This window comes from Streptomyces sp. NPDC052114 (assembly GCF_040680155.1).
Lineage (GTDB): Bacteria > Actinomycetota > Actinomycetes > Streptomycetales > Streptomycetaceae > Streptomyces.
Genome location: NZ_JBFAWC010000011.1, coordinates 343,429 through 355,123, shown reverse-complemented (window position 1 = coordinate 355,123; position 11,695 = coordinate 343,429). Strand labels below are relative to the sequence as shown.

Annotated in this window: 10 protein-coding genes; 4 read left to right on the top strand and 6 right to left on the bottom strand. The window is 72.0% G+C overall.

The window, feature by feature from the left end; genetic code table 11:
* Nucleotides 1-103: 103 nt before the first annotated feature.
* The 4 genes from AB0L89_RS25710 to AB0L89_RS25695 form a co-directional block, all read right to left on the bottom strand.
* Nucleotides 104-331, bottom strand: coding sequence for a CarD family transcriptional regulator (locus tag AB0L89_RS25710; RefSeq protein WP_055700382.1), 228 nt, complete (start codon nucleotides 329-331; stop codon nucleotides 104-106).
* Between the two features lie 112 nt (nucleotides 332-443).
* Nucleotides 444-1,484: a 1-aminocyclopropane-1-carboxylate deaminase gene (locus AB0L89_RS25705; RefSeq protein ID WP_365145163.1), complete on the bottom strand. Its 1,041-nt coding sequence runs from the start codon at nucleotides 1,482-1,484 to the stop codon at nucleotides 444-446.
* Nucleotides 1,485-1,575: 91 nt separating this feature from the next.
* Entirely contained in the window at nucleotides 1,576-3,156 is a 1,581-nt protein-coding gene (locus tag AB0L89_RS25700; RefSeq protein ID WP_365145160.1) for a TROVE domain-containing protein, read from the bottom strand.
* Nucleotides 3,157-3,547: 391 nt separating this feature from the next.
* Nucleotides 3,548-4,996, bottom strand: a complete 1,449-nt coding sequence (locus AB0L89_RS25695; protein WP_365145157.1) for an alkaline phosphatase PhoX — start codon at nucleotides 4,994-4,996, stop codon at nucleotides 3,548-3,550.
* A 297-nt stretch (nucleotides 4,997-5,293) separates the two neighbouring features.
* On the opposite strand from AB0L89_RS25695, the gene AB0L89_RS25690 reads away from it, so the two are divergent.
* From AB0L89_RS25690 to AB0L89_RS25680, 3 genes are all read left to right on the top strand, one after another.
* Complete coding sequence (locus AB0L89_RS25690; protein WP_365145154.1) at nucleotides 5,294-5,533, top strand: hypothetical protein; 240 nt, start codon at nucleotides 5,294-5,296, stop codon at nucleotides 5,531-5,533.
* A gap of 85 nt (nucleotides 5,534-5,618) precedes the next feature.
* On the top strand, nucleotides 5,619-6,761 hold the full coding sequence (locus AB0L89_RS25685; RefSeq protein WP_365145151.1) for a hypothetical protein: 1,143 nt from the start codon (nucleotides 5,619-5,621) through the stop codon (nucleotides 6,759-6,761).
* Between the two features lie 26 nt (nucleotides 6,762-6,787).
* A complete protein-coding gene (locus AB0L89_RS25680) occupies nucleotides 6,788-7,237 on the top strand; it encodes a hypothetical protein (RefSeq protein ID WP_365145148.1) in 450 nt (149 codons plus the stop codon).
* 89 nt (nucleotides 7,238-7,326) lie between these two features.
* On the opposite strand, the gene AB0L89_RS25675 is transcribed toward AB0L89_RS25680, so the two are convergent.
* Nucleotides 7,327-8,784, bottom strand: a complete 1,458-nt coding sequence (locus AB0L89_RS25675) for a hypothetical protein (RefSeq protein WP_365145145.1) — start codon at nucleotides 8,782-8,784, stop codon at nucleotides 7,327-7,329.
* A 266-nt stretch (nucleotides 8,785-9,050) separates the two neighbouring features.
* On the opposite strand from AB0L89_RS25675, the gene AB0L89_RS25670 reads away from it, so the two are divergent.
* Nucleotides 9,051-10,904 (top strand): endonuclease/exonuclease/phosphatase family protein, encoded by a 1,854-nt coding sequence (locus tag AB0L89_RS25670; protein WP_365145142.1) that lies wholly within the window; start codon nucleotides 9,051-9,053, stop codon nucleotides 10,902-10,904.
* 24 nt (nucleotides 10,905-10,928) lie between these two features.
* On the opposite strand, the gene AB0L89_RS25665 is transcribed toward AB0L89_RS25670, so the two are convergent.
* Complete coding sequence (locus AB0L89_RS25665; protein WP_365145139.1) at nucleotides 10,929-11,693, bottom strand: SRPBCC domain-containing protein; 765 nt, start codon at nucleotides 11,691-11,693, stop codon at nucleotides 10,929-10,931.
* Nucleotides 11,694-11,695 lie beyond the last annotated feature (2 nt).

The following is an 11,695-nucleotide window of genomic DNA, read 5'->3' as shown; positions in this document are numbered from 1 at the left end:
GCGCCCAGTGGGGGGGGGGGCGTGGGGGGGGGGGGGGCCCCCCCCCCCGCCCGCCCCCCCCCCGCCCCTCACGTGTGTCGGGTGCTGCTGTCGGGTCCTGGGGTCAGAGTTTGGCCAGCTTCGGGTACGGGCTCAGGAACCGCCCCTGGCGGCCCGCGAAGTCGATGACCACCGCGTCCTCGCCCTCGACTCCGACGATTCTTCCGAGTCCGTACTGGTCGTGGGAGACCCGGTCGCCGACCTCGAAGTGCTCGACGGGTGGTGCGGGTGGGGCAGGCCGGTTGAAGGGACTGTTCGGCAGGTGGCGGCGCGAGCCGGAGGGCCTCGTCATGACCGCAGTATGGTCCCCGTAAAGGCCGCTCCACCATGCTCTGTACTCACACCGCCCTCACATCGGTATGGAACAGACACACAAACAACTCGAAAGAGCGCCCTCCGCAACCTCAGAACAGCGCACTGTAGGCATTCAGGGCGGGCTGCCCGCCGAGGTGGACGTAGAGCACGGTCGCGTCGCGCGGTATCTCTCCCCCGGCCACCAGGCCGACCATCCCCGCCATCGACTTCCCCTCGTACACGGGGTCCGTGATCATGCCCTCGGTGCGGGCGGCGAGGCGCATCGCGGCGAGCGTCTCCTCGTCGGGCACGCCGTACGTCCCCGCGTGGTACCGCTCGTCCAGCTCGACGTCCGCCGCCCCGAGCTCGTGCTGTACGCCGATGAGACCGGCCGTGGAGCGGGCGATCCGGGTGATCTGCTCACGGGTGCGGTCCGGCGCCGCGGAGGCGTCGATGCCGAGGACGCGGCGGGGCCTCGCGCCCTCCTCGGCGAGCGCGGCGAAGCCGGCGACCATGCCCGCCTGGGTGGACCCGGTCACCGAGCACACCACGATCGTGTCGAAGAAGACGTCCAGCTGACGCTCCTGCTCGGCCAGCTCGTAGGCCCAGTTGGCGAAGCCGAGCCCGCCGAGGCGGTGTTCGGAGCAGCCCGCGGGGATCGCGTACGGCCGCCCGCCCGCCTCCTCGACCTCACGGACCGCCCGTTCCCAGCTCTCCTTGACGCCGATCCCGAACCCGGCCCGCACCAGGCGCACATCGGCACCGGCGAGGCGGCTGATCAGGATGTTGCCGACCTTGTCGTACACGGAGTCGGGCCACTCGACCCAACTCTCCTGCACCAGGACGCACTTGAGTCCCGCGCGGGCGGCCACCGCGGCGACCTGGCGGGTGTGGTTGGACTGCACGCCGCCGATCGACACGAGTGTGTCGCAGCCCTGCGCGAGGGCGTCGGCGACGAGGTACTCCAGCTTGCGGGTCTTGTTCCCGCCGTACGCGATCCCGGAGTTGCAGTCCTCCCGCTTGGCCCAGAGCGTGGCGCCGCCCAGGTGGTGCGTGAGGCGCTCCAGGGGGTGGACGGGCGAGGGGCCGAAGAGGAGCGGGTAGCGCTCGAAGGTGTCGAGGGGCGCGGGGGCGTCGAGGGGCGCGGGCACGGAACCTCCCGGAGTCGGGGATCGTGACGTTAGATCCCGGCTCCGGGAGGGACAAGACCCGCGCCGGGCCGCCCGGGGACGGCCCGGCGGCTCAGGCCGCCCAGGGCCAGTCGGCGGACCGGCCCGACTCGATCAGCTGCACCATGCGGAACGCCGCGTCCGACAGACCGCCGAACACGTGGCGGTTGTCCTGGCCGGAGGCCGCGTGACCCGCGCGGTACCCAGCGAGGTTCCAGGTGTAGACGGGGACGTCCGCCGGGACCTGTTCGGTCGGGTCGCCGTGGTAGCTGTACGCGGCCTGCTCGTCGGTGACGATCAGCACCCGGTCGTGCTTCTTGTAGAACCGGCGCACCGCCTCGGTGGTGTTGGTGCCGCCGAGGTCGCCGAAGCGGTCGAGGACCTTCAGGACGGACTCCCCCGCGCGGTACTTCACCCGCGCGCTGCTGGAGCCGAACTGGACGAGGTCCGCGTCGGCGGCCCGCATCGCGAGCGCCGTGCCGAAGATCGCCGCCGCGTCGGCGCGGTTGAGCTGCGAGCGGTCCGACAGCGGAGACCACATCGAACCGGAGCGGTCGACCAGGATCAGCGTCCGGCCCGGCAGCGACGGCACGTTCGCCAGCGAGTGGCCGAGCGCCCGCTCCAGCGGGTACGACCAGCGCAGCGACGGCGCGTGCTGGAACGCGGCGAGGTAGCGGAAGGGGAACTGCCGCGACCTCGCGACGACTTCGGGGTCGGCGAGCTTCGCCGCGACCCCCGCCGCGACCTCGTCCGAGACACCCGCCTCGTCGAAGTTGCGCAGATTGCGGACCAGCGCCATCGCGCCCATGGACGGGATCACGGCCTCCCAGGCCGCCTTGTCCATGGGGCCCTGGAGCCAGCCGGCCAGCGCCTCCCAGGTGATGCCCGCGGCGGCGAGCCGCTCGGCACCGCCCTCGCCGGTGACCACGGCGCGCCGCTCGGCGACGGGCAGCTCCATCAGCGCGCGGTGCGCGGCCAGCACACGCGCTCCCGCGGGCACCTGGGCCGTCTCCGGGTGGTGCCGCCGGTCGAGCGCGTACTGGAAGAGGCCGCCCTGCCGGGGCTTGTCCGGGGCGGGCGCCGCGTGCACGAGGTTGAGGATGTCGCCGAAGCGGTAGCCCTTGGAGGCCGTGTCGTACTTCAGGAGCGCCTTCTCGTCGAAGAGGCGGCGCACGGCGTCGGCGACGCCGCGCTTGACGGGCTTGGGGAGGTTGCGGCCGTACGTCTGCGTCCAGTAGCCGAGGAACTCGCCGGGCTCGTCCGGGCGGCGCAGCACGGAGGCCACGACCCGGCGGTTGGAGGGGCCGTCGGTGGCCTGTGCGTCCAGGCGCGCCTTGACGTACTCGGCGGCGCCGACGAGGGAGGCCGTGCGCATGTTGCCGTCGCCGCGCAGCCAGCCGAGCAGGCCCGCGGTCCACGCCGGGTCCTCGACGGCGAGGCGGCGCACGAGCGTGGCGAAGCGGTCGTCGCGGCGGTCGCCGGTCTCGTGGAAGGTCTCCTGGGAGACGAAGTTGGCCACGGCGAGCAGGAAGAGCTCGGAGCGCGGGTCGCGCAGGTGGCCCGTGCCGCCCTGGTGCGTGCGCGTGGTGCGGCCGGTGGACTTCACCGGCGACGTCACGCGCGCCGTGACGGACTTGGTGTTGAAGCGTGCCATGAGAATTCCCCCGAATTCGTCGTGCATTTCGTGCGGGGGAGGCATGCGGCAGGTGTGCCCGAGTTCTGAGGTCGGCTGCGGACTTGTGTCGGATGCTCTACCGGATTGAGCTACACCGACCCGAAGTCGATGACGGGATTCGAACCCGCAACCATCTGATCCATAGGAAGTAACCGCTGCCTGCGCACCGGGCACACCAGCTGCTCGCCCTCCCGAGTTCAAGGGTGGCTGCGGCGTGATTTCTTGAAAGGAAGTAGCCGCTGCCGGGCGCACCGGGAGGTGCAGATACTGCATGAAGTTGTGCCGTTCCTCAGTGGAGGACGACGACGCCAACTCTAAGAGAGTGAACTCCGGGGACGCCAAAGGTTTTCCGCGCCCCCCGGCCGCGCGCCTATCGCTGCCGCTTCCACGGCCCGGTGATGGCCAGCATGATGCCGGGCGTCTGGATGTTGGCGTACAGCGTCCGGCCGTCGGGCGAGAAGGTGACGCCGGTGAACTCGCTGTACTCCGGCTCGTCCGCGGTGCCGATGTTCAGTTCGTTGCGCGCGATCGGGTACGTGCGGCCGCGCTCGGTCGCCCCGAACAGGTGCTGGACGCCGCTGCCGTCCTCCGCGATGACCAGGCCGCCGTACGGGGAGACGGTGATGTTGTCGGGGCCGTCGAAGGCGCCGTCCTTGCCCGGGTCGGGGTTGACGCCGAGCAGCACCTTCAGGGTCAGGGTGCGGCGGCCCGGGTGGTAGAACCACACCTGCCCGTCGTGCGGGACGGGGCTCTCCGCACGCGCGAAGGAGGAGACGATGTAGGCGCCGCCGTCGCCCCACCACATGCCTTCGAGCTTGCGGGCTCGGGTGATGTCGCCGTCGTCGAACTGCTCGCGCACGGGCACGGTGCGCGCGTCGCGGTCGGGGACCTCGACCCAGTCCACGCCGTAGACCGTGCCGATCTTCGTGGCGCGGGAGAGGTCGTCGACGAACCGGCCGCCGGAGTCGTAGCACTTGGGCGCCTTCAGGACGCCCGCGTCGTCGGCGAGGGCGCGCAGCCTGCCCCGGCCGTGCGTGAAGCCCTGCGGCGGGGTCCAGCGGTAGAGGAGGCCGTTGGGCTTCGAGGCGTCCTCGGTGAGGTAGAGGTGGCCGCGTCCGGGGTCGACGACGACGGCCTCGTGGGCGTAGCGGCCCAGCGCCTTGATCGGCTTGGGGTCGCGGTTGGCGCGCCGGTCGAGGGGGTCGACCTCGAAGACGTAGCCGTGGTCCTTGGTCATGCCGTTCTGGCCGGCCTTGTCCTCGGTCTCCTCGCAGGTGAGCCAGGTGCCCCACGGGGTGCTGCCGCCCGCGCAGTTGGTGGCGGTGCCCGCGATGCCGACCCACTCGGCGACCCGCCCGTCGCGGCGGACCTCGACGACGGTGCAGCCGCCGGACGCCGCGGGGTCGTAGACGAGGCCCTCGGTGAGCGGGACGGGGTGCTCCCACTTGCTCCGGGGGCCGCTCAGCTCGTGGTTGTTGACGAGGAGGGTGGTACCGCGCGGGCCGGCGAAGGTGGCGGTGCCGTCGTGGTTCGAGGGGGTGGGCTCACCGCTCTCCAGCGTGGTCTTCCCGCTGTGCGTCAGGACGCGGTACGAGAAGCCGGCGGGCAGCGCGAGCAGGCCGTCGGGGTCGGGGACCAGCGGGCCGTAGCCGGGGCCGTGGTGTCCGTGGCCGAGGCCCTCGGCGTCGTCCGCGGCCTCGACGTCGGTCGCGGCGAGGGCGCCGGGGGCGGTGGCGAGCGCGCCGACACTGCCGGCCAGGGCGACCCCCGCCCCGGTGAGCGCGGAGCGTCTGGCGAAGTCCCTGCGGGTGAGCGACATGGTTTCTCCTGAGGCGCGAGGACGGGGGGGTGGGCCGGGTTCCTGTCGGCGCCACCGTCCCGCTCGCGCATAAACGGCGGTTGAACACCGCACGACGCCGAGGGGCCCGCTTCCGTGAACCCACCCGCGCGGCGGCCCCCGGTCGACTGGTCGGAAGAGACTTCGTAAACAAGGTCAACAGGAGCGGATCGCCAGTAAAGCGAAGAATCAACGCAGAACACCTTGACCCGCGATGCACACCGCAATAGACATCACTGACGTGCAGAGCTGCACCACCCGCACGGGGAGGCGAGCCGAGTGGACGCACAGCAGGCACGCAGCCTCCATGAGAGCCGGCTGATGAAGCTGGCCAATGTCACCGGAGTCGGCACCGGAAGGGACGAGCACTCGGGTCAGGACGTGATCGTCGTCTTTGTCACCCACCGGGTGCCCCGTGACCGCCTCCGCGACGAAGACGTGGTTCCGGACACGCTTGAGGGCGTCCCCGTACGCGTACTCGCCATCGGCGAAGTCGACGCGCAGGACGGCGGGACGTAGCGGGCACGACGCCCAGGGCACGGCCCGGAACTCCCACCCTTCACAGGGGAAGAGGTGGTCTGGCGTGGTGAGCCAGCCCGAACTGATGCGAGGACCCACTGGCGGTCAGCTGAGCGACAGCTCCCGCCAGCAGGCGCTCTCCGACTTCCTGCGGCCCCAGCAGCCGCTCGCCAACGTCGTCGGCTTCGGCCACGGCGTGAAATGGTCCGACGGACAGCCCACCGGCGAACCCGCCGTGCTGGTGTTCGTCACCCAGAAGGTCCCGGAGTCCATGCTCCCGGAGCGGGACGTCGTCCCGCGCCAGATGGACGACGGCACCCCGACCGACATCGTCGCGGTGGGCCACATCGCCGCGCAGCGCCGGCAGAGCAGGCCGGGCTCCCGCGCCGAGGAGCGCTCCTCGGCGACGTACGACCCCGACGGCAGCATCAGCGAGCAGCTCTCGGGCCTCGGCCAGCCGCAGCTGGAGGAGCTCGCCGGGCTCGGCGCGTTCGAGCCGCAGCTGCTCAAGCGCCGGATGCGCCCGTGCCCCTCCGGCTTCTCGGTCGGCAACGTCCGGGTGACCGCGGGCACGCTCGGCAGCGTGGTCTACGACTTCCTGCCCGGCGCCTCCGTCGACCCGCCCGGCGCCGGTCTCGGCGTCCCGGCGAAGTTCTACATCCTCTCCAACAACCACGTGCTCGCCGACTCCAACCGGGCGCAGCTGGGCAGCGCGATCGTGCAGCCGGGCGTCTTCGACGGCGGCACGGACCCGGCGGACCGCATCGCGACGCTGGAGCGCTTCATCACCATCCAGTTCGCCCCGCAGATCCCGCTGGAGCGGCACAACAACGTCGTGGACGCGGCGCTCGGCACGGTGGACTTCCAGGACGCGACCCGCGAGCAGTACTTCAGCGGCGCGCCGCGCGCCTGGCGGCGCAAGGCCAATGTGGCCGTCGGCGACCTGGTGAAGAAGAGCGGCCGGACGACGAACGTCAGCTTCGGCCGGATCGTCTCGGTCGACGCGACGATCGACGTCAACTACGGCACCGCGGGCACGGCCCGCTTCAAGGACCAGATCCTGACGACGAACATCTCGGCGGGCGGCGACTCCGGCTCGCTGGTCACCTCGCAGGACAACGTGGCGCTCGGCCTGCTCTTCGCCGGGTCCACCACCGTGACCGTGCTCAACCACATCGAGAACGTCCGCGCGCTGCTGCGCGTGGAGATCGCCGAGCTGCTGGCCTGACGGTCAGGACGGAAGGAGGGTTTCCCATGACCACGCAGGCACGTAAGCAGAAGGGCCAGACGCGGGCGGAGCACCGCTTCCACAACCCGCAGGGCGCCGAGGTCAAGACCCGTGACGAGGCGTTCGCCTCGCAGGTCGAGGAGGTCTCGGCCGAGGCCCTGTCGACGGACTGCAAGCTGACGCTCCACAACGGTCAGGTCACGTTCGCCATCGAGGTGAAGTACAACCCCAACACCTATCCGCACGTGGTGACCGGCGGTCAGATCACGTCCGGCATCTGCGGGGCGCCGTGGGACATCACGGGCGGCACGATCGGCGAGACGATCCGCCTCGACGCGAAGCGCTCCGGGCAGGGTTCGTGCGCGAACACGATCACGATCGTGGGCGAGTTCCAGAACCCTCCGGCGTACCGCGGCACGTACGGGTTCGACGGGGCGACGTCCTCGTTCAAACATACGACCCGGTACGAGTGCTGACGCCTCCGGCGGCACGGTGAACGCATCCCGGGTGGGCCTGGAGGTCCAGGGCCCACCCGGGGTGCCGTCGAGCGCCCTCCGGCCTCGTCCTAAAGCCCCTGCTGCGACCGCGCCTTGAAGGCGGCCTTGCGGGCCTCCTTCGCGACCCTCTTGTCGGGGTGCAGGCGGCCCATCGCCTCCAGGACGTCGGCCGTGGCGGGGTGCTCGACCCGCCACGCCGTGGCGAAGAACCCGCTGTGCTGCTGCGCGAGGCCCTCGACCAGGCCCTCCAGCTCCTCCGAGTTGCCCTCGGCGGCGAGCTGCGCGGCGATCGTGTCGATGGTCAGCCAGAAGACGAGCGCCTCGGAGGGCGCGGGCACGTCCGCGGCGCCGTGCTCGGCGAGCCACACCCGGGCCAGACCCCCGAGCTCGGGGTCGTCGAGCACACCGCGCAGCGCCGGCTCCGCCTCGTCGCCGACCAGGGAGAGCGCCTGCTGGCAGCGGAGCCTGCGCAGCGGCGCGCCCTCGTCGCCGCCGCGCGCCGCGGCCAGCAGCTCCTGCGCGGCGTCCAGCGGTTCGTGCCGGGCGAGCCACTGCTCGATCTCCGCCTGCGCGGCGGCCTGCGGGAAGCCCGAGGTGCCGTCGAGCAGCACGTCCGCGCCCTTGTCCGCGAGGTCGCCGACGGCGGGCGCGTCGACGCCGGCCTCCAGCATGCGGGCGCGCACGCCGTACAGGCCGAGCGGGGTGAGCCGCACCATGCCGTAGCGGCTGACGTCCTCGTCGTCGACCGGGGCGGGCTCCTCGGCGCTCTCGTCGTCGATGTCGGCCATGAGCGCCTCGTCGACGGGCTTGTACTCGACGAGACCGAGGGGCTCGAAGAGCCGGAACTGGTCGTCGAGCTTCATCATCGCGTCCGACACCTGCTCCAGGATGTCGTCGGTGGGCTCGGCCATGTCGTCGGGGACGATCATCGAGGCGGCGAGCGCGGGCAGCGGCACCGGGCCCTCGCCGGCCGCGGCGTCGCCCACGGTGAGCAGGTAGAGATTGCCGAGGACGCCGTCGAGGAAGTCCGCCTCGGCCTGCGGGTCCCAGCCGAGCTCCCCGAAGTCGACCTCGCCGTTCTCCTCCAGGACGTCGAGGAGGTCCTCCATGTCCGGCACCGTGGCGTCCGCGTACACGGTGTCCAGGGCGCCCAGCCAGATGCCGAGGACGTCCTGCGGGCCGCCCTCGGAGAGCAGCGCCAGGTCCTCGCCCTGGGTGACGGTGCCCTCGCCGCCCTCCTCCTCGGCGTCCGTGACCTCGACGAGGCCGGTGTCCACGGCGACCCGCCAGGCCTCGCTCGCGTACGCCGCCGCGTCCGGGTCGTCCGCGGCGAGGCCGAGCTCGGCGGCGGCCGCCGGGAGCTGGGCGTCGACGAGCTCGCCGCCCGCGCCGACCCGGGTCTCGGGCCCCGCCCAGCGGGCGAGCCGCACGGCGCGGGAGAGCAGCGGCGTGGCGAGCGCGGCCCGCGCGAGCTCCGCTTCGGGGTGCAGCAGCACCGGCGGCAGGGTGGCGGGACTTACGGACATCGGCTGGTTCTCCTCCGAGGGGTGGGGGCCTCCCCTGCTCGACGAGCGGGGCCGAGAACTTGGGGAAGGGTCGGCAAGGCGCAAGCCTAGACGGATTTGGCACCATGCCGCCCGGTTCATGTCCCTGTCAGGAAACGTACAGCGCGGGAACACCCGGGGAACCTTGACAACTCCCCTGGCCACGCAAGAGATTGACGCGCGTAGAGCCCGTGTCCGGGCCCGCACCGCCGCTTCGTTCTTCACTCACCCTCATCCGGAGTTCCCCGATGCCGCACATATCGACGCACCGTGTCCCGAGATCGGCCGCCGTCGGCGCCGTCGTCGCCACCGCCCTCGCCGCCGGGCTGCTGACGGCCGGCGCGTCCACCGCCTCGGCCGACGCGGTCGCCATCCACGACATCCAGGGCACCACCCGCCTCTCGCCGCTGGCGGGACAGCAGGTCACCGACGTCGCCGGCGTCGTGACCGGTGTCCGCGGCTACGGCTCCAAGGGCTTCTGGATCCAGTCCGCCGACGGCACGGCCGACGCGGACCCGGCCACCAGCGAGGCGGTCTTCGTCTTCACCGGCTCGGGACCGCTCACCGTGAAGGCGGGCGACGCCGTACGGGTCTCCGGGACCGTCGGCGAGTACGTCCCCGGGGGCGCGAACTCCGGCAACCAGTCCCTGACGCAGATCACCAGGCCGACGGTGACGGTGGAGTCGTCCGGCAACCCGCTGCCGAAGGCGGTCACGATCGACGCGAAGTCGCTGCCCGCCGCGTACGCGCCGGCCGGTGACCCCGCGCAGGGCAACAGCGTCAACACGCTGCCGCTCAAGCCCCGTTCGTACGCCCTGGACCGCTACGAGTCCCTGGAAGGCATGAACGTGAAGGTCGGCAGCTCGCGCGTGGTCGGCGCGACCGACGCGTACAACGAGCTGTGGGTGACGGTGAAGCCCCACGAGAACCGCAACCGGCGCGGTGGCACCGTCTACGGCTCCTACGACGCGCAGAACGGCGGCCGGCTCCAGATCCAGCAGCTCGCCCCCGTCTCGGAGCGGCCGTTCCCCAAGGCGAACGTCGGCGACGTGCTCACGGGCGGCGCCGAGGGCCCCCTGGACTTCAACCAGTTCGGCGGCTACACCCTGGTGGCGCGCGAGCTCGGGACCGTCGCCGACCGGGGCCTGGCGCGCGAGAAGACGCCGCGGCAGGCCAAGGGCGAGCTCGCCGTGGCCACGTACAACGTGGAGAACCTCGACCCGACCGACCCGCAGCAGAAGTTCGACGCGCTCGCCGGGGCCGTCGTCGCGAACCTCTCCTCGCCCGACATCCTCGCCCTGGAGGAGATCCAGGACGACAACGGCGCGAAGAACGACGGCACGGTGTCCGCCGGGCAGACCCTGAAGAAGTTCACGGACGCGATCGTCGCGGCGGGCGGTCCGCGCTACGAGTGGCGCTCCGTCGACCCGGAGAACAACAAGGACGGCGGCGAGCCCGGCGGCAACATCCGCCAGGTCTTCCTCTTCAACCCCGAGCGGGTCTCCTTCACCGACCGCGCGCCCGGCGACGCGACGACGCCCACCGAGGTCGTGCGCCAGGGCAAGCGGGCCGCGCTGAGCCACTCCCCCGGGCGCGTCGACCCGGCGAACGCGGCGTGGGCGGACAGCCGCAAGCCGCTGGCGGGCGAGTTCGTCTTCCGCGGCCGCACGGTCTTCGTGATCGCCAACCACTTCGGCTCCAAGGGCGGCGACGAGGGCCTGACCTCGCACCACCAGCCGCCGGTGCGCTCCTCCGAGGCCAAGCGGCTGCTCCAGGCGAAGGCCGTGAACGGCTTCGTGAAGGACATCCGCACGGCGGAGAAGAACGCCGACGTCGTCGTCCTCGGCGACATCAACGACTTCGAGTTCTCGGCGGCCACCAAGGCCCTGGAGGACGGCGGCGCGCTGCGCTCGGCCGTCAAGTCGCTGCCCAGGAGCGAGCGTTACTCGTACGTGTACCAGGGCAACGCGCAGGTCCTGGACCAGATCCTGACCAGCCCCGGGGTGGGCAGCGGGTTCTCGTACGACAGCGTGCACATCAACGCGGAGTTCGCGGAGCAGAACAGCGACCACGACCCGCAGGTGCTGCGCTTCCGTCCGTAGTCCGCGCGGACTCGCCGGGCCGCCTCAGCCGTAGAGGCGGTCCAGCCAGTCGTGCCAGGCCAGTTCGGTGCCCTTGGCGTCCGCGTGCGCGCCGAAGTCGTGGACGCTGACGCCCACGGGGGCACCGAAGTGGTTGCGGCCGAAGAGGCGGTGCAGGGCGTCGTCCGTGCGCAGGCCGATGAAGTACCGGCTGCGGAAGTCGATCACCGCGTCGAGTTCCGCGCCGGGGGCGTCCACGCGGACGCGGGCGCCCTCGGTCGCGTCGTCGGGCAGGCCGAGCGCGCGGGCGAGCACGACGAAGGCGTCCGGGGCGATGGCGGCGGGCGGTCCGCTCAGGGCGCTGAAGGCTACGGGACGGCCCGCGAAGTACGCCATGTACTGGCGCAGGGTGTGCAGCTGGAAGTCGGTGTGCTTGACGGCGCCGTCGTACTGCGTGTCCCAGTCGCCGGTGAAGACGCCGCTGTGGACGTAGCGCAGCCAGGAGCGGCGGCCGCCGTCGCGGGGCTCGATGGTGTGGTCGAGCTGGTCGAGGGTCTGGCCGGCCCTCCCGTCCGGGTCCTCGACGCGGGCGGTGAGGCGGTGGGGCGGCTCCCAGCGGGTGACGGTGCCGCCGAAGGGGGCGGCGCCGCCCTCGCGCGGTTCGTAGTGCATCGGCCACAGCCAGCCGCCGGTGCCGGTGGTGAGCGCGGCCCACAGCTGGGCCGGCGACCCCGCGATCTCGAACTCCCTGGCGATCTCGAACTGCTTGCCGCCACCCGCGGCCCCGCCGCCCCCGCTCGCACCGCTCATGC